The 16,169-nt window shown below is 59.2% G+C and carries 19 protein-coding genes; 4 read left to right on the top strand and 15 right to left on the bottom strand.

Translation table 11 applies throughout. The features are described 5' to 3' along the window. The first annotated feature begins 29 nt into the window (after window positions 1–29). Complete coding sequence (gene tsaA, locus J4E58_RS29870; RefSeq protein WP_087091419.1) at window positions 30–725, top strand: tRNA (N6-threonylcarbamoyladenosine(37)-N6)-methyltransferase TrmO; 696 nt, start codon at window positions 30–32, stop codon at window positions 723–725. A 72-nt stretch (window positions 726–797) separates the two neighbouring features. Here the strand turns inward: tsaA and fpr are convergent, their stop codons facing one another. After that, on the bottom strand, window positions 798–1,577 hold the full coding sequence (gene fpr / locus J4E58_RS29865) for a ferredoxin-NADP reductase (RefSeq protein WP_007923929.1): 780 nt from the start codon (window positions 1,575–1,577) through the stop codon (window positions 798–800). A gap of 135 nt (window positions 1,578–1,712) precedes the next feature. Here fpr and J4E58_RS29860 point away from each other — a divergent pair, with 135 nt between their 5' ends. Further along, a complete protein-coding gene (locus J4E58_RS29860; protein ID WP_087091418.1) occupies window positions 1,713–2,639 on the top strand; it encodes a LysR family transcriptional regulator in 927 nt (308 codons plus the stop codon). Window positions 2,640–2,793: 154 nt separating this feature from the next. On the opposite strand, the gene J4E58_RS29855 is transcribed toward J4E58_RS29860, so the two are convergent. The 3 genes from J4E58_RS29855 to J4E58_RS29845 all read right to left on the bottom strand — a co-directional run bounded on the left by J4E58_RS29855 (window position 2,794) and on the right by J4E58_RS29845 (window position 4,926). After that, the gene (locus tag J4E58_RS29855) at window positions 2,794–3,156 is read right to left on the bottom strand and encodes a diacylglycerol kinase (RefSeq protein ID WP_007923932.1); all 363 of its coding nucleotides are present in this window, start codon (window positions 3,154–3,156) and stop codon (window positions 2,794–2,796) included. A 75-nt stretch (window positions 3,157–3,231) separates the two neighbouring features. Further along, on the bottom strand, window positions 3,232–3,882 hold the full coding sequence (gene erdR, locus J4E58_RS29850; RefSeq protein ID WP_007923933.1) for a response regulator transcription factor ErdR: 651 nt from the start codon (window positions 3,880–3,882) through the stop codon (window positions 3,232–3,234). 333 nt (window positions 3,883–4,215) lie between these two features. Further along, window positions 4,216–4,926 (bottom strand): tRNA-uridine aminocarboxypropyltransferase, encoded by a 711-nt coding sequence (locus tag J4E58_RS29845; protein WP_087091417.1) that lies wholly within the window; start codon window positions 4,924–4,926, stop codon window positions 4,216–4,218. Window positions 4,927–5,115: 189 nt separating this feature from the next. Between J4E58_RS29845 and J4E58_RS29840 the strand changes: the two genes are divergently transcribed. Beyond that, window positions 5,116–5,538, top strand: a complete 423-nt coding sequence (locus J4E58_RS29840) for a PA3611 family quorum-sensing-regulated virulence factor (protein ID WP_009042441.1) — start codon at window positions 5,116–5,118, stop codon at window positions 5,536–5,538. A gap of 1 nt (window position 5,539) precedes the next feature. Here J4E58_RS29840 and J4E58_RS29835 read toward each other — a convergent pair whose 3' ends face one another. Continuing rightward, complete coding sequence (locus J4E58_RS29835) at window positions 5,540–5,734, bottom strand: hypothetical protein (RefSeq protein WP_007923939.1); 195 nt, start codon at window positions 5,732–5,734, stop codon at window positions 5,540–5,542. A 482-nt stretch (window positions 5,735–6,216) separates the two neighbouring features. Between J4E58_RS29835 and J4E58_RS29830 the strand changes: the two genes are divergently transcribed. Then, on the top strand, window positions 6,217–7,332 hold the full coding sequence (locus tag J4E58_RS29830; protein ID WP_007923940.1) for a TIGR00730 family Rossman fold protein: 1,116 nt from the start codon (window positions 6,217–6,219) through the stop codon (window positions 7,330–7,332). A 45-nt stretch (window positions 7,333–7,377) separates the two neighbouring features. Here the strand turns inward: J4E58_RS29830 and recX are convergent, their stop codons facing one another. The 10 genes from recX to J4E58_RS29780 all read right to left on the bottom strand — a co-directional run bounded on the left by recX (window position 7,378) and on the right by J4E58_RS29780 (window position 15,691). Then, window positions 7,378–7,845 (bottom strand): recombination regulator RecX, encoded by a 468-nt coding sequence (gene recX / locus J4E58_RS29825; protein WP_007923941.1) that lies wholly within the window; start codon window positions 7,843–7,845, stop codon window positions 7,378–7,380. Between the two features lie 8 nt (window positions 7,846–7,853). Beyond that, entirely contained in the window at window positions 7,854–8,906 is a 1,053-nt protein-coding gene (recA, locus tag J4E58_RS29820; protein ID WP_007923942.1) for a recombinase RecA, read from the bottom strand. Between the two features lie 83 nt (window positions 8,907–8,989). Next, window positions 8,990–9,490, bottom strand: coding sequence for a CinA family protein (locus J4E58_RS29815; protein WP_087091416.1), 501 nt, complete (start codon window positions 9,488–9,490; stop codon window positions 8,990–8,992). A gap of 82 nt (window positions 9,491–9,572) precedes the next feature. Further along, a complete protein-coding gene (locus J4E58_RS29810) occupies window positions 9,573–10,109 on the bottom strand; it encodes a lysis system i-spanin subunit Rz (RefSeq protein ID WP_087091415.1) in 537 nt (178 codons plus the stop codon). Next, on the bottom strand, window positions 10,091–10,654 hold the full coding sequence (locus tag J4E58_RS29805; RefSeq protein WP_087091414.1) for a glycoside hydrolase family 19 protein: 564 nt from the start codon (window positions 10,652–10,654) through the stop codon (window positions 10,091–10,093). The genes J4E58_RS29810 and J4E58_RS29805 overlap by 19 nt, the downstream gene beginning before the upstream one ends. 21 nt (window positions 10,655–10,675) lie before the next feature. Then, on the bottom strand, window positions 10,676–11,278 hold the full coding sequence (locus J4E58_RS29800) for a tail fiber assembly protein (RefSeq protein ID WP_009042436.1): 603 nt from the start codon (window positions 11,276–11,278) through the stop codon (window positions 10,676–10,678). 6 nt (window positions 11,279–11,284) lie between these two features. Beyond that, a complete protein-coding gene (locus J4E58_RS29795; RefSeq protein ID WP_087091413.1) occupies window positions 11,285–12,349 on the bottom strand; it encodes a phage tail protein in 1,065 nt (354 codons plus the stop codon). Between the two features lie 368 nt (window positions 12,350–12,717). Then, a complete protein-coding gene (locus J4E58_RS29790) occupies window positions 12,718–13,188 on the bottom strand; it encodes a tail fiber assembly protein (protein ID WP_256583208.1) in 471 nt (156 codons plus the stop codon). 1 nt (window position 13,189) lies between these two features. Further along, on the bottom strand, window positions 13,190–14,743 hold the full coding sequence (locus J4E58_RS29785) for a phage tail protein (RefSeq protein ID WP_087091412.1): 1,554 nt from the start codon (window positions 14,741–14,743) through the stop codon (window positions 13,190–13,192). A gap of 306 nt (window positions 14,744–15,049) precedes the next feature. Further along, a complete protein-coding gene (locus J4E58_RS29780; protein WP_087091411.1) occupies window positions 15,050–15,691 on the bottom strand; it encodes a hypothetical protein in 642 nt (213 codons plus the stop codon). Window positions 15,692–16,169 lie beyond the last annotated feature (478 nt).

The raw sequence follows: 16,169 nt of genomic DNA, 5'->3' as shown, positions 1-16,169 counted from the left end.
CTTGTAGCTTGCAGCTTGAGGCTTACAAAATGACCTACAGCGTTTCCCCCATCGGCTTCGTGCGCTCCTGCTTCAAGGAAAAGTTCGCCATCCCGCGCCAGCCGCAACTGGCCCCGGCGGCCCGTGGCGTGCTGGAGCTGGTGGCGCCCTTCGACCAGGGCGACGCGGTGCAGGGCCTGGAACAGGTCAGCCACGTCTGGCTGCTGTTCCTGTTTCACCAGGCGCTGGAAGACAAACCGCGGCTCAAGGTCCGCCCGCCGCGCCTGGGTGGCAACAAGTCCATGGGGGTCTTCGCCACCCGCGCCACCCACCGCCCCAATGGCATTGGCCAGTCGGTGGTCAAGCTGGACAAGGTCGAGGCCAACCGCCTGTGGATCTCCGGCATCGACCTGCTGGACGGCACGCCGATTCTCGATATCAAGCCCTACGTGCCCTACGCCGACATCATCGACAGCGCGAGCAACAGCATCGCCAGCGCGGCACCGCAGCTGATCCCGGTACAGTGGAGCGACAACGCCCTGCAACAGGCTCATACGCACGCTCAACGCCTGCAGGAGCCGCTGGTGGAGCTGATCGAGCAATGTTTGGCCCAGGACCCACGCCCGGCCTACCAGACGCCCACCCCGGAACGCGAATACGGCGCGCAGTTCTGGGATCTGGACGTGCGCTGGCACTACCCGCAGCCGGGCCTGATCCAGATCCTGGAAGTGGTCCCCGCACGCTGACCGGCAACCGGAAACGAAAAAGCCCGCGCTGCCTTCTCAGGCAACGCGGGCTTTTTCTGTGCTGCGAGTCGCTTACTTCTCGACGAAGGCGCGCTCGATCAGGTAGTCACCCGGCTCGCGCATGCGTGGCGAAACGGTCAGGCCGAAGCTGTTGAGCACTTCGCTGGTCTCGTCGAGCATGCTCGGGCTGCCGCACAGCATGGCGCGGTCGTCCTGCGGGTTGATTGGCGGCAGGCCGATGTCGCTGAACAGCTTGCCGCTGCGCATCAGGTCGGTCAGGCGGCCTTCGTTCTCGAACGGCTCGCGGGTCACGGTCGGGTAGTAGATCAGTTTTTCACGCAGCGCTTCGCCGAAGAACTCGTTCTGCGGCAGGTGCTCGGTGATGAACTCACGGTAGGCGACTTCGTTGACGTAACGCACGCCGTGGCACAGGATCACTTTCTCGAAACGCTCGTAGGTTTCCGGATCCTGGATGACGCTCATGAACGGCGCCAGGCCGGTGCCGGTGCTGAGCAGGTACAGGTGCTTGCCAGGCTTCAGGTCGTCCAGTACCAGCGTACCGGTAGGCTTCTTGCTGATGATGATCTCGTCGCCTTCCTTCAAATGCTGCAGCTGGGAAGTCAGCGGACCATCGGGAACCTTGATGCTGAAGAACTCGAGATGCTCTTCCCAGTTCGGGCTGGCAATCGAGTAAGCGCGCATAAGCGGGCGGCCATTGGGCTGTTGCAGGCCGATCATCACGAACTGACCGTTCTCGAAGCGCAGGCCCGGATCGCGGGTGCACTTGAAGCTGAACAGAGTGTCGTTCCAGTGATGAACACTGAGGACACGCTCGTGGTTCATGTTGCTCATGTACGGGGGACTCCTGGAAAGTTGTCGGCGCCTGCTCTGCGACAAGCGAGCCGAGCGCAATTGCACAGCATTCTAATGGCGGCGACAATATCTGTTAACTGGATTATTAAGATAAGGGTTATCGGTTATATCGATATGCGATTTACTCTCCGTCAACTGCAAGTATTCGTCGCCGTCGCCCAGCAAGAGAGCGTTTCTCGTGCTGCCGGCATGCTGGCCCTTTCCCAATCCGCAGCAAGCACTTCGATCACCGAACTGGAACGGCAATCCAGTTGCCAGTTGTTCGATCGCGCCGGCAAGCGCCTGAGCCTCAACGCCCTGGGCAAACAGCTGCTGCCCCAGGCGGTGGCGTTGCTGGACCAGGCCAAGGAAATCGAAGACCTGCTCAACGGCAAGTCCGGTTTCGGCTCGTTGTCGGTGGGCGCGACCCTGACCATCGGCAATTACCTGGCGACCCTGTTGATCGGTAGCTTCATGCAGGTCCACCCGGAGAGCCAGGTCAAACTGCATGTGCAGAACACTGCGCATATCGTGCAACAGGTCGCCCACTACGAAATTGACCTGGGTCTAATCGAAGGCGACTGCAGCCACCCGGATATCGAAGTACAAACCTGGGTCGAGGATGAGCTGGTGGTGTTCTGCGCCCCGCAGCACCCCTTGGCCAAACGCGGCCATGCGAGCATGGAGGAGCTGACCCACGAAGCCTGGATTCTGCGGGAACAGGGCTCGGGCACGCGCCTGACCTTCGACCAGGCCATGCGTCATCACCGCAGCGCGCTGAATATCCGGCTCGAACTGGAACACACCGAAGCGATCAAGCGCGCGGTGGAGTCGGGGTTGGGGATTGGCTGCATTTCCAGGCTGGCGCTGCGCGACGCCTTCCGGCGTGGCAGCCTGGTGCCGGTAGAGACGCCGGACCTGGACCTGGCCCGGCAGTTCTATTTCATCTGGCACAAACAGAAATATCAGACCTCGGCGATGCGTGAATTCCTCGAACTCTGCCGCGCCTTTACCGCCGGGGTGCAGCGCAGCGACGAGATCGTGTTGCCGAGCATTCCCTAGGGTCTGCGAGCGAAGGTCAGGCAAGGCAAAAACAGGCGAGGAACGGCCGGGGTCGCGTTCGACTTTAGGGGCCTACATGAGCATTCCGATCGGACTCGCGCACGAACCTGTTTTTAACGCAGCATGGCCGAGTGCAGCCACTTTTCGTACAGACCTAGATCAGGATGACTGCCCAGACCACAGTGATCATGCTCAAGGCTACGAGTTGCGCGGCGCTGCCCATGTCCTTGGCATTTTTCGACAGTGGATGGCGATCCAGGGAGATCCGGTCGATCGCCGCCTCGACCGCCGAATTGAGCAGTTCGACAATCAGCGCCAGCAGGCAGACAGCAATCAGCAACGCCCGCTCGACCCGGCTGACATTCAGCAGGAAAGACACCGGGATCAGAATCGCGTTGAGCAGCACCAGCTGACGAAACGCAGCTTCGCCGGTGAAGGCGGCCCGCAGGCCATCGAAGGAGTATCCCGAGGCATTGAGGATGCGTTTAAGACCGGTTTGACCTTTGAAAGGCGACATAAATAGGCAACTAGAACAATAAGGAATGGGCAAGCTAGTTCAACAAAAGTCAAAAAAGCGTGAAAAAATAGCCAGTTACTGGCTGGAAATTGACTCAAGTTGTTGCAGGAGCAGCGCCGCCTGAGTGCGGGTCCGCACCCCCAGCTTACGGAAGATTGCCGTCACATGGGCCTTGATGGTGGCTTCCGAAACGCTCAGTTCATAAGCGATCTGCTTGTTCAGCAAACCCTCGCAGACCATGGTCAGCACACGGAACTGTTGTGGCGTCAGGCTCGCCAGGCCTTCGCTGGCCGCCTTGGCCTCGGCGGAGACGCTGACCTCTTCGAAGGCCTGTGGCGGCCACCAGACATCGCCGTCAAGCACGCTGCGTACGGCCTGTTGAATGACTTCGAGGGAACTGGACTTGGGAATAAAACCGCTGGCGCCAAATTCGCGTGAACGCACCATCACCGATGCTTCTTCCTGTGCCGACACCATCACCACCGGAATCTGCGGGTACTGACCGCGCAACAGCACCAGGCCGGAAAAGCCGTAAGCGCCAGGCATGTTCAGGTCCAGTAGCACCAGGTCCCAATCGGCCTTTTCGGTCAGGCGGGCTTCCAGTTCGGCAATGCTCGCCACTTCCACCAGACGGACATCCGGGCCGAGGCCCAGGGTCACCGCTTGATGCAGTGCGCTACGAAAGAGGGGGTGGTCATCGGCAATCAGGATTTCGTATGTGGCCATTTTTCAAATGATCCTGTTTTTTATGGGAACACCGATGCATTCGGTCCTCGCCAAGGCAACACAGGTGCCAGCCAGAATGCTGCACCCAAAGAGCACGATCAACGCCAAGAGCCCGGAAATGCGGCGTTTCAAGGATCGGTCGCGCCCTAATCGGCGCCAAGCATGCCCAGCGAAGCCGGGGTGGTCAAGCTTCGGGCTGTGCGGCATCTTAGCTTGCTAACTAATAACAGTGCCATCATGCAAAGCCACGCCCGCGCGGCTGCGCCTTGATGCTGAGCGGGATGCTGGTGACGCAGCTCTGGCCGAAAAAATTCCAGTCCCTTGCCTCAGGTCTTACAGAAAAGGCTTGAGGCGAGTGTGCGTCTCGTCGTCAGGGTCGATCTCAAGCTGGAACTTGGCCGACAGATAATGGGTGCTGAACACATCCAGATAAGCATCCAGCACTTCGCCGGCCTGCCGGTCCGCGGCCAACTCCAGGCACAGCGCCGCAACCTCCGCGGTACAGAAATGGTCATCGCGCTTGGAACGCCGCAGCTTGTAGCGCGACAACTGCTCGGGTTCCAGGCTCAATACCGGCAAGTGTTCAAGATAAGGGCTTTTGCGAAACATCTTGCGCGCTTCGCTCCAGGTCGCATCCAGCAGGATAAACAGCGGGCGCTTGCCCGCCTCCAGGCGGACTTCGTTCACCACCCGCTGTGGCGCGACGAACTCTCCGGGGAACACCACATAAGGCTGCCACTGGGGATCGGCCAGCAAGGCCAGCAATTGTGGGTCGACTTCTGTTCGCGACCAGGGGAACGCCATGGTGTCTTCTATGACATCGGCGATCAGCCAGCCGGTATTGCTCGGCTTCATGGGTTCAACGTCATGCATGATCAGGCACATCGCCGACTGCGCGGAAACCTTGGGGCGCCAGGCGCACATGCAGTGGCTGGGAATCACCCGACAGCTCGCACAGCGCTCCGCCCGGGAACCCCGTGCGGTAAAAGGTCTGACGGCACGCGCAAGACGTTGGGCACGCAGGCGGGATACGGCATGACTCATTAGAAGCCGCCCTGGCAGAAAGAAGGAATCGACACGAAAAGAACTCGGAAAGCTGAAAATTCGCACAAGTTTATCAGAGCTCTCTGCTCAAACCTGTACCGCCTACCCTCGCTCCCCTATAATTCGCCGCCACTGAACGCACAGTCGCGTGACTGGTCGAAGCATCAGTCACTGAACCAGGAGAGTTTCATGTTGCGCTTTATCGTTCCCACCGCCGCCCTTCTGCTGGCCTTGCCGTTCAGTGCCCAGGCTGCATCGCTGCAAGACTTCGAACTGAACAAGACCCTGCAGAAAACCGCCGAGGAAAGTAACGTCGGCACGCCTCGGGAAGTCAACGAGAACATCCTCGACCAGGGTTATACCGTCGAAGGCAAGGAGCTGATCAACCACCTCAGCGTCCAGGCCGAACACGCGGAAAAAATGCGCGCCAACCCCAAGGCGGTCTACCTGCAACTGGGCGCCAGCGTTTGTCGTGACCCGAACTACCGCAAGCTGATGGCCAAGGGCGCGATCATGCGCTACGAATTCACCGAGAACCGCACCAACCGCCCGGTCGCCTCGGCACGCTTCCAGGAGTCGGACTGCCCGGCCCCGACGAAGAAGAAAAAGTAATTCAGTGCCCCGCTGCGTGCCGCTGTTGATCATCGGCTCGCAGCTCCGCCAACAGGGCCTGCAAATAGCTCGAACGGCGCTCCCCACCTTCAAGCCGGCGTCGGCATTCCTCTTCAAGAGTCAGATGATTGGCGTCTGCCGCTGACTTCAGCAGTTGATACAGCTGCGCATCTATTTCCAGTACGACTTTGTGCATGACCAGCCTCCGTGCCCCACTCGCCACTACCTGCGCGACAACCCCGACCTGTGCATCCTGCCCTTTGACGCCAAGCTGTCTTGCTAGCGCTGTAACTTAGTAAATCAGAGCCTCCACCGGTCGGCATGCGTTCAGACAGGCGGTGAAAACGCTGCACGCCACCGCTAATAAGTGATTGCCAGCCCCGACTTTCAAGGCCCATGATCAAGTCAGCGCGAATCATCATGAAGGTCTAGATTTCAAAGTATTCATGCTGAATTTTCCTGGGTGGATCCGGAGGCCGCCCAAGCGCGTCTTGCAGTGCACATGCTTTCTAAATCAAGGAATAGCAGAACCTGTATGGATGGCCCGCTGGCCACGTCAGGGTTTTTCCGCCCTGGCGAATCAGCCGCCAAAGCCGGGCTGACAGCGACACATGCAGTGTCGTGATACCAACGAATGCTTCGTTCGTGTCAAAGGTTCTGTGCAGAAGGAGAAGTTGAATGCCTTACGAACCGAATGACCTCCTCAGTCGTCATTTTCAGAGCAACGGTATCGACCTCAGCAAGGTCGAAGAACAACTCAACCTGATCGCTCCCAACAGCCCCAACATTCCTCTTTATCGCGACATGATTCTCACCGTCCTGCGCATGGCCCAGGACGATCTCAACCGCTGGAACGCGAAAATCACCCTGCAGGCCCTGCGCGAACTGGAACATGCTTTTCGCGTGCTGGAACAGTTCAAGGGGCGACGCAAGGTGACGGTATTCGGCTCCGCGCGCACCCCGATCGAACACCCGCTGTATGGCCTGGCGCGAGAACTCGGTGCGGCCCTGGCCCGCTCCGACCTGATGGTCATCACCGGTGCCGGCGGCGGCATCATGGCCGCGGCCCACGAAGGTGCCGGCCGCGATCACAGCCTGGGGTTCAATATCACCCTGCCCTTCGAGCAGCATGCCAACCCAACGGTGGACGGCACCGAGAACCTGCTGTCCTTCCACTTCTTCTTTACCCGCAAGCTGTTCTTCGTCAAGGAAGCCGATGCCCTGGTGTTATGCCCGGGTGGCTTTGGCACGCTTGATGAGGCGCTGGAAGTACTGACCCTGATCCAGACCGGCAAGAGCCCGTTGGTACCGGTGGTGCTGCTGGATGTTCCGGGAGGAACCTTCTGGCAAGGGGCGCTGGACTTTATCCACAACCAGCTCGAGAACAACCGCTACATCCTGCCAACCGACATGAAGCTGATGCGCCTGGCGCATAACACCGAGGAGGCGGTGGAGGAAATCAACCAGTTCTACAGCAACTTCCACTCCAGTCGCTGGCTGAAACATCAGTTTGTCATTCGCATGAATCACAAGCTCAGCGAACCGGCGCTCGAGCAGATGCAGACGGCTTTCGCCGACCTGTGCCTGAGCGATCGCTTCCATCAACATGCCTACAATGTCGAGGAACACAACGAACCGGAGTTCAGCCATCTGGCACGCCTGTCGTTCACCTTCAACGCCCGCGACAATGGCCGCCTGCGCGAACTGATCGACTTCATCAACCTGCCGGAAAACTGGGCGATGAATCAGGCCAGGACGCCACAACGCAATAGAGAACCGATCAAGGTCACTTGAGCGGAGAAGCAGCGGCCCGCGCATTCGACTCGCGGGCCCTACAGGTCAATCGTCCACCCTTCGGCCGCTCAACAAGCGGCCGATCATGTCCATCGAATATCCCCGATACCCCAGAAAGCGGCCTTGTTTGGCACGCTCCTTGGCATCTATCGGGAAATGCCCGGCAAACTTGCGCCGCCAGACATCCTCCAGTTGTGCTTGCCAGTCGATGCCGCTCTCACGCAAGGCGAGTTCGATATCGGCACGCTGCAAACCGCGCTGGCTGAGTTCTTCGCGAATACGCATGGGGCCGTAGCCGGAACGGGCACGATAGGAAACGAAACTTTCGAGGTAGCGGGATTCGGATAGCAGTCCCTCTTCCGTCAAACGATCAAGGGCTGTTTCGATCATCTCGGGAGAGGCGCCGCGCTGACGCAGTTTACGCGTCAGCTCGACTCGACCGTGCTCGCGTCGCGCGAGCAGGTCCATTGCGGTTCGCCGCACCGCGACGAGGGTATCGAGTACGGCGGTCATCGGATCGATCAGATATCCGCGTCGGCCATGTCATCGATGGTCTCGTTGACCGGCGAAGCTTTGACATCAGCGGTCGGAGCCAGCAGCTTGTCGCGAATCTGCTTCTCGAGGGCGTTACCGATTTCCGGGTTGTCCTGCAGGAACTTGGCCGAGTTGGCCTTGCCCTGACCGATCTTGTTGCCCTGGTAGCTGTACCAGGCACCGGACTTCTCGAGGAAACCGTGCAGCACGCCCAGATCGATGATCTCGCCGTTCAGGTAGATACCCTTGCCGTACAGGATCTGGAATTCAGCCTGGCGGAACGGTGGAGCCACCTTGTTCTTGACGATCTTGACCCGGGTTTCGCTACCGACGACTTCGTCACCTTCCTTCACCGCGCCAGTACGACGGATATCCAGACGAACCGAAGCGTAGAACTTCAGCGCGTTACCACCGGTGGTGGTTTCCGGGCTGCCGAACATCACGCCGATTTTCATACGGATCTGGTTGATGAAGATCACCAGGCAGTTGGCGTTCTTGATGTTGCCGGTGATCTTGCGCAGCGCCTGGGACATCAGGCGAGCCTGCAGGCCCACGTGCATGTCGCCCATCTCGCCTTCGATCTCGGCCTTGGGCACCAGTGCCGCCACGGAGTCGATCACGATCACGTCGATGGCATTGGAGCGCACCAGCATGTCGGTGATTTCCAACGCCTGTTCACCGGTGTCCGGCTGGGAAACCAGCAGGTCGTCAACGTTGACCCCCAGCTTGCCGGCGTATTCCGGGTCCAGTGCGTGCTCGGCGTCGACGAAGGCGCAAGTGGCGCCCATCTTCTGTGCCTGGGCAATCACGGACAGGGTCAGGGTGGTTTTACCGGACGATTCCGGACCGTAGATTTCAACAATACGGCCCTTTGGCAGGCCGCCGATGCCGAGTGCGATGTCCAGACCCAGAGAGCCAGTGGAAATGGCCGGGATCGCCTGGCGGTCGTGATCGCCCATACGCATTACGGCACCCTTGCCGAATTGACGTTCGATCTGACCCAGGGCCGCAGCCAAGGCTTTCTTCTTGTTGTCGTCCATTAAAGTCCTCACGTAATCAATAAGGCCTGACGGCCAACACCTGTATAAGTAGCCAGTATTATTCCACAGCGTTCGTGGATCGCCTACCCCTGTTTTGAGATTTCTGCCGCGGCATGTTGCAGCAAGCCCTCTAGCGCGGCCTTCACCGTTTGTCGGCGGACGTCGTCCCGATTCCCGGCAAAGTGTCGGCACTCGGCCGTTACCGCCTCTCCCACGCCCCAGGCCAGCCACACGGTGCCCACCGGTTTCTGCGGCGAGCCGCCGTCCGGGCCGGCCACGCCGCTGACCGCCACGGCAAAACGCGCCCTGCTTTTGCCCTGCGCGCCCTGCACCATCGCCTCGACCACCTCGCGGCTGACCGCGCCGACGGAAGCGAACAGCGCTTCCGGCACCCCTAGCTGTTGGGTCTTCTGCCGATTGGAGTAGGTCACATAACCCGCTTCGAACCAGGCCGAACTCCCGGGAATGCGGGTGATGGCCTCGGCAATCCCGCCACCGGTGCAGGATTCGGCGGTGGTGACGTGGGTATTCAGAATCTGCAGGCGCCTGCCAAGTTCAGCGGCAAGCTGGGTGATTTCGTTCACGGTCCTCTCCTGATCGGGTTGGCGGAGGTCTTACCGTACACGAGCGATACGCGCTTGCAAGGCACGGAGCGGATCAAAATGTTTAGCGGTTCAACGCCCTGACGTAGGCCTGACACGCCTGCAGGGCGATCAGTCCCTGGTCGCCGGCATCGGTGATGCCGATAATTCGTTGAGCATGCGCCGGGTCAAGTCGGGCTCGCGGGGCTCCATGAACCACGCCGCCGGTGGCGGGGGTGGCAGGCACCGGGCAGCCGCCGGCGCTGTCATCGGCGGCGAGGAGGACTGACAGGCGCAGATCAGCAGTGGCAAGACGGTCGCGCAGGCGACCTTGATCACGTTGTGCATCGTTCAAGGCTCGGTAATGGGTTTGGTCGCTGGCTTGCAGCTGTTGCTCCAGGGCCAGGCGTTTGTCCTGCTCGTCCCGCTGCCGGGCAGCGGCCGCCAGGTTCAGCTGACTCAGCGCTTCGCCGTGCAGCCTGGCCTGCTCCGCCAGTTGCCGGCCAAAACGCCACTCCTGAACCTGCCAGGCCAACGCCCCCGCGACGCCGGCCACCACGGCCAGCAGCACGACAACAGCCATTGCCCGGGAAGACAGGGGCATCAGGCCGAAGGCTGGCATAACACCTCCCGCGCCCGCGCCCAGAGCTGCAGACGATCCTCCAGGCCGTTCAAGCCGCCGTTGATACGACGGGTGATGCTGTCGAACTGGTCGCGGTCGGCCAGTTCGTTAAGACCGTTCTGCTGCCAGAACCAGGCGGCCGACTCGGCGGCCCACTGCGGCTGCTCCAACAATTCGGGCAACGCCAGCAAACGCTCGTCGCCGAACAGCCCAAGGCTGCATTGCCGGTAGTTGTTGCGACCAGTGACCTGAATCAGACCCCGGCCACGGTATTTCTGGCCGTCGCCATCGGCCTCAGGGGTATTGCCCAGACGGGCCGCCAGGCTGCCGGTGTCGTATTTGCTCAGGTACTGGTCATTGCCCAGCTCCCGCACATAACGCAACTGCCCCGACTCATGACCGACCTGCGCGAGGAAGGCAGCCATGCGTTTGGGCGTGTTGATATGGCGGTTCAGCATGGCGGTGTTAAGCGCAGAAACAAAAACGCCCGCTTGGGAGCGGGCGTTGGGCATGATTTTGAGGAGTTGTCCCTCGGTCACAGACATCAGTGTCTCCCTGACATGGATTCATTTGGCACGGAAGAAAGATCGCAAGGCATTCAACCGGCCACGGGGGGCATCCAGAGTTAGCACTGGCCACTCAATTTCAAGCGGATAACCCGGCTGCTGCTCGATACGGTTCAAGGCAACGCAATAGCGCTTCCACTCCAGTAAGGCAGATTGTTCCTCGGATGAGGCTTCTCCCAGTTCAAGGGCGTATTGAAGTGGCGCCATGCGCAACGTCGCCTCAGCCAATTGTTTGTCCCGCTCACTTTGAGCGGCGAGTGTTGCTGCTGCCTGTTGTGCTTTTACATCAAGCTGCCAGGAGCCCTCGCTCCAACTAAAGTACGGTCCCGGAGGCGCCGTTTTCGTAAATCCTTCTGGCAGGTCACCCACCTCGGACCACTCCACGGATTCACCCGTATCGGTGCTGTAGACCACACCACGCAAATCAAGAACTTGTTGAGGCCAGCCTCCGATAAGGGCCCATACATGACCAGACATTGGCTCATCGAGCTGCTGGTCCAGAGTTACAGCATTATTTGGCAACTGAATGCCCAAGCCAGGAATAAGGGGAAACTCAACAGGGCCGATCAGAGCCCCCGATGCATCAATCAGGTAGTTCATCATTTCGTCTCAGATCAGTTTCAACCGGCCAGGATAGGCAACGTTATGGGGACGCGCCTCTGCGCCTCCTTCGTTGGATAAACCGGTACCCACAGGCGTGGTCCCAACCAACTGGTAGGGAAACGTGTACCTCAGAGACCAGACCGACGTCTGGAAGACCGCTCCATTCGCAGCCCCTTCTCCCACTGCCACGGCCGTCGGCGTATGGATGTGCGCCCTATTCTGGTCTCGCTGGACAACGCCAGGATTACGACCCGGATCGATTCCCCGCCCTTCGTCCAGAACCCGCAGGAACTCACCCCGCCCTTCGGGCCCCCGAAACGTCAGTGTTCCATCACCACTGCTCCAGCCACCTTCTGCACCGACTCGCGTCGCCTCGGTCCACATCATTCCCGACACCTTGGCGTGATCCCACAGCCAGGGCCATTCGGCCCGACTGAGAATCGCCCCGTTCAAGGCGCCATAACCACCGGGGCTGAAAGCGGTCGTCGTTTCAAAGACCGGACGCCCCAGAGGCGTGCCATCGAACCGACCTACCGGCCACCAACTTCCAGCACCATCACTGCGTAAATGCCACCAATCCCCTGCCCCCATAAGCACCAGGAAGGGATAACCAGCAGGACGCAAATGAGTGTGAAACTTGATGTTGTCGGTCCCCGAACATTGCACTACCAAGCGGTTACCGCTGTTATCCACGCGACGCACAATAACGTCACGCACACCTAAACCTGCGTTGCTGGGAGGAAGCGTTATCGACACTGTATCTGCCGCACCATTGATGAGTAACAAACCCAGTTCGTCAGACTCCAGCAATCTGGAAACTGCAATATTTTTCACGACTGAAAGCATCGGGCTTGCGTTACCAACAATGACCTGCAATGCCTTCAGCAATTGGCCGTTATCGTTCTCATCCGGTGCTATTCCCGCGCTTTTTACTACCGCCAGTATCTCTTGAGTTACACCATTGCCCCATGCTGCAGGAATCAGTGATCCTGGAACACCAGAAATGGCATTTTCATCGATAAATCGGCCATCAACCAAGCCAACACTTGGAACACTATTCGGATAATCCATTACTTAAACCTTCTACCTTGAACACGACTGATCTTACCCAGACATCTCCCCTCCACCAGAACTGGCACGCATGAAACATGCTTCAACCCAGCAATTACATTTGGGTAGAAAGGCCAGAAATCATTTTTAATGAAAATACTAATATCCCGGCAATCACTCGGGTGGCGCTGGACAACTTTCTGGGTTTGGAAAACTGGGAGTGGGGCCAGTCACGTAAAGACTGAATACAATTCAGAAACTCATAAAGCTGAGCCTCGGAAAGCGTTGTATTTCGATTAATCAGCTGTTCATCGAAATGGCGTTCGCAAAGCGGGTTCAGTAATCAGCATGGATGAAAGTCCTCGAACGCAAACGTCTGCAAGCTGACCTTACTCACCGGGAGCCTCGGGCCACTCGACGACCGTTGGAAACCCCTCTTGCTCCTGCGCCCGCGACAGCAGCACCCGGTACTTTTTCCAGGCACCCAGAGAGACCTTCTTGGTGGCCAAGGCTGCGATTTCCTTATCCGTGGCAATTTCAAGCTCCACGGAGTCCTGCAAGATATTCACGTCAGCCTGCAACTTCTCGATCACGGAGTTGGCGACAGCCGTCAGCTCGGCGCGTTGTAGCAGAACATTGGTCTTGATCATCTCTCCCCCCGGTTCGGCAATATCGCCAAATTCCAAAGCCACTGCACGTTCAAACAGTTCGCGACCATGTAACTCCGGATCATCGGGAGAAGCAGTAAATATGATTTCGCCAAGCGACTCCCTGGTCTCTTCGAATGTCACATACAAATTAAGCGTTGTATGAGCCTGGTCGTTCCAGCACGGCGTACGAGCACTCAATACCTTCATCATATTAAGAAATCCTCAAGCATAGAGTTGTAGAGTCGGGGCTCGCGCCATCGGTGTTCCGGACGGCGCCCATGATCCGCCAAGTGCCCGCGGGCGCACCGCCCCAGGCAGAACCGTCGGTAGCGGTAAACCGGCAATTCACGCCGGCTACCAGCTCGCCAGGCCCGGTACCACCACCGCCGCCAACAACGAGCAAGGCATAAGACCCAACCGCGCCGGCACCTGCCGTGGATTGGGCAACCACCGCCTTCCCGTTACCGATGTGATCGGTCCAGATGGTTCCCAAATCGAAAGCATCTACTTGCGCCCTGAGACCCGAGCCGTCAGTAGCCCAGCCCAGCATGACCTGATTGGAGCCCTGAGCATTCCCTCCCCCCTGGCGTACAGGGGTGTAGCCGAGTTTAAGTTGAAGAGCATAAACACCATTATCGGAAGCCCTTCTGAAGTAGGGAGTGTTCGGGTCATTACTTGCAAAGCCGGCATAGGTAATCCCATCTCTCAGGACACGCTCACCTAAAAAGGAATTAACCTGAGTCGCGGTATATGCGTCGGTAATGCCATAACCACCCAGAGTAGTCGCAGCCCTGGCCAGCCCCACATACTCGTTGTTGTTTTTATTTCGCATATACGGCGATGCCGAATTACCGCTGGCAAAACCGGCAATAGAGCAGGCATCGGAACTGATCTTGGCATCCAGCAACCCATTGGTCGCCGTCTTGTTGTACACCTCGGAAACATCGGCCTTTTTCGCAGGATCGAAGTTTCGCGAACACCACAGGCTGCCGAAGTTGGTGGCATCGACCTGGATAAGAACGTTCTGCCCATCCCAGCCGATATAAACCGAGTTGGTTAATTGGGTGCCGACCCCGCCCTGCTTGACGAAGGCATTGTTCGCCGCCGTTTTGCTGTAAGCATCAGTAATCGCATAACCATCCAGGGTCGTCGGGTTCGAGCCCGAAGTCACCTGGCCGCGCGTATTGACCACTACTTTTCGGTATTCCCCGGCAGCCACTCCGGTAGCCCCGGCCATCAGTTCGAAAACCAAAGGCGTGGCACCGACGGTAATCGGCCCAGGGGTGGTCATTTGCCAGATACGCGACTTGTTAACCTGTCCTTCATCCGTCCCGACAATAAAGTTGGACGTCACCTGATAATCCAGCGCCGCATCCGGTGCTCGTGACCAGGAATCCGCCGAAACGATATAAAGCCCGTTCTGCGCCGCATTAGCCTGGTCCTTGACCAGTACACGATCGGCGACCGTAAGCTGCACGCCATCGATGGCTTGCAGACCGCTCAAGGCAACGGAGCCGGTGGTGGCAACACGCACGGAGTCCTTGAAATCCCGGGCAGCGAAACTTTGAATCGCCTGCAACAACTGAGTGGTCGATGCCTCGTCGGGGACCAGGCCAGCCGATTTGATGACGTTCAGGATTTCCTGGGTAACCGCATTGCCCCAGGTAGCGGGAATCAATGATCCCGGGGTACCTGCCACCGGGTTTTCGTCGACAAACTTCCCATTCAGCAGCCCGACACCGGGCACGCTCTTTGGATAATCCATTGCTCTATTCTCTAGTCATAATTGATGTTCGCCAGCCCATGGGCCGGAGCACTGGAGCCGAAACGCCGCCCCAGTGGCAGCGGCCGCCGGCATTGAGGGGTCAAGGGAATCGCGCCTTCCAGGTACCGAAAAGATTGAGCGTCCCATGCGAGGCGCATGGAGCCCGATAACAGAAGTGCTCGGCTGCGGGCGGTTTCCGTGCTCTGGCTACCTATGGCGAGCAGGCCATAGCACTGAGCCTCGGCGAACCGCTGGCCGCCTGGGCGGCCTTGGACGGCTGCTTGAAACGCAACACGGCGTTCCCGTTCAGTCGCTGGCAACCTTGCGAATCGCCTCGATCGCTGCCTCACAGAGGTCTTTCGCAGCTTCCTGCTTGCCCTTGCTGGCCTGAGCCCGGATGCGCTCTTTTGCCTGCAATCGCAGCGTGCGAAGTGCGAGCAGCTTGCTGCTGAGCTCGGCCGCCTTGTCGAGAATCTGGTCGGCCGCTTCCCTGGCGGTACGGCCTTTCACCACCCAGGCGCTTACCGCGAGGGGCACTGCTTTTTTCGGGTAGCCGGCCTCCTTGAACGCCTGGGCGTCGCTGGCGGCCTGGGCATACTCCGCGGCCTTGAGCGGATCGCCACTGATCATCTGCCGGGCGGTGTCAGCCTCTGCATCCAATCGCCGGCACAGTTGCTCCGCCTCTTGCTCCGTGGCTGCTGCGGCCTGCTGGGAGTCCAGCGCCCACTGGCTACCGTCCCAGTAGTGAGCGGCAGAGGGTGGAGGTACATCGACCCGGGTCAGCTCGCCATCCAGCACGAAATGCAGTGCGTCTTTGCGCTTCCATTGTTCGGCAGTGACCGGTAGTACCTTCATGGTCGGCGCAGGAGCGGCATAGGCGAATTGATCGAGGTCCTGCCAATCGATGACTGTTCCCGAGGTCACGCAATAAAGAATCTGTTTGCTCATGTTTTCACCATTCGATCAGCATGAAACCCGGAGCGCCGTTCCCGCCAGGTTGCGCAAGGCCGGAACCCGCAATGTAGTAGCCTCCAGCTCCACTGCCGCCAGCGCCATAGCCAAAGGCTGGCTTACCAGGGACCCCGGAGGACGTACCCGACCTTGCGATACCTCCACCCGCACCGAATGGCCCGCTGGCCCCTGCCCCTCCTATACCGGCAACAGTATTGGGCGAGACATCCGTAGCATCACCTCCTGCCGGAAAGCCATTGCCACCTGGAGGACCTGGCACATAACCAGAGAGATTGACCCCAGGGGGACCTCCGTTCCCGCCAGACAGCGACAGCAGGGAGCCGGCGGTACCGACCAATGTATTGCCCCCGCTGGTCGCCAATACCGCGCCATTGCCACCCACCCCGGCCGCCCCAATCACCACGGGAATGACCTGTCCCGGCGTCACGGAGACAGGAAAGCGGATAACCGGCTG

The organism is Pseudomonas sp. FW305-25 (genome assembly GCF_017351415.1).
GTDB classification, from domain to species: domain Bacteria; phylum Pseudomonadota; class Gammaproteobacteria; order Pseudomonadales; family Pseudomonadaceae; genus Aquipseudomonas; species Aquipseudomonas chlororaphis.
The sequence above is the reverse complement of the archived record's forward strand: the minus strand, read 5'-3'. Positions and strand labels throughout refer to the sequence as shown.

What these genes read in the sequence shown, in the direction of transcription:
- J4E58_RS29790 (WP_256583208.1), bottom strand. Translation starts at nt 13,188, where the DNA reads ATGATGAAGGTATTGAGTGCTCGTACGCCGTGCTGGAACGACCAGGCT.
- J4E58_RS29860 (WP_087091418.1), top strand. Translation starts at nt 1,713, where the DNA reads ATGCGATTTACTCTCCGTCAACTGCAAGTATTCGTCGCCGTCGCCCAG.
- J4E58_RS29830 (WP_007923940.1), top strand. Translation starts at nt 6,217, where the DNA reads ATGCCTTACGAACCGAATGACCTCCTCAGTCGTCATTTTCAGAGCAAC.
- recA (WP_007923942.1), bottom strand. Translation starts at nt 8,906, where the DNA reads ATGGACGACAACAAGAAGAAAGCCTTGGCTGCGGCCCTGGGTCAGATC.
- J4E58_RS29780 (WP_087091411.1), bottom strand. Translation starts at nt 15,691, where the DNA reads ATGAGCAAACAGATTCTTTATTGCGTGACCTCGGGAACAGTCATCGAT.
- fpr (WP_007923929.1), bottom strand. Translation starts at nt 1,577, where the DNA reads ATGAGCAACATGAACCACGAGCGTGTCCTCAGTGTTCATCACTGGAAC.
- J4E58_RS29845 (WP_087091417.1), bottom strand. Translation starts at nt 4,926, where the DNA reads ATGAGTCATGCCGTATCCCGCCTGCGTGCCCAACGTCTTGCGCGTGCC.
- recX (WP_007923941.1), bottom strand. Translation starts at nt 7,845, where the DNA reads ATGACCGCCGTACTCGATACCCTCGTCGCGGTGCGGCGAACCGCAATG.
- J4E58_RS29800 (WP_009042436.1), bottom strand. Translation starts at nt 11,278, where the DNA reads ATGATGAACTACCTGATTGATGCATCGGGGGCTCTGATCGGCCCTGTT.
- J4E58_RS29810 (WP_087091415.1), bottom strand. Translation starts at nt 10,109, where the DNA reads ATGCCAGCCTTCGGCCTGATGCCCCTGTCTTCCCGGGCAATGGCTGTT.
- J4E58_RS29785 (WP_087091412.1), bottom strand. Translation starts at nt 14,743, where the DNA reads ATGGATTATCCAAAGAGCGTGCCCGGTGTCGGGCTGCTGAATGGGAAG.
- J4E58_RS29835 (WP_007923939.1), bottom strand. Translation starts at nt 5,734, where the DNA reads ATGCACAAAGTCGTACTGGAAATAGATGCGCAGCTGTATCAACTGCTG.
- J4E58_RS29795 (WP_087091413.1), bottom strand. Translation starts at nt 12,349, where the DNA reads ATGGATTATCCGAATAGTGTTCCAAGTGTTGGCTTGGTTGATGGCCGA.
- J4E58_RS29855 (WP_007923932.1), bottom strand. Translation starts at nt 3,156, where the DNA reads ATGTCGCCTTTCAAAGGTCAAACCGGTCTTAAACGCATCCTCAATGCC.
- erdR (WP_007923933.1), bottom strand. Translation starts at nt 3,882, where the DNA reads ATGGCCACATACGAAATCCTGATTGCCGATGACCACCCCCTCTTTCGT.
- J4E58_RS29840 (WP_009042441.1), top strand. Translation starts at nt 5,116, where the DNA reads ATGTTGCGCTTTATCGTTCCCACCGCCGCCCTTCTGCTGGCCTTGCCG.
- tsaA (WP_087091419.1), top strand. Translation starts at nt 30, where the DNA reads ATGACCTACAGCGTTTCCCCCATCGGCTTCGTGCGCTCCTGCTTCAAG.
- J4E58_RS29805 (WP_087091414.1), bottom strand. Translation starts at nt 10,654, where the DNA reads ATGTCTGTGACCGAGGGACAACTCCTCAAAATCATGCCCAACGCCCGC.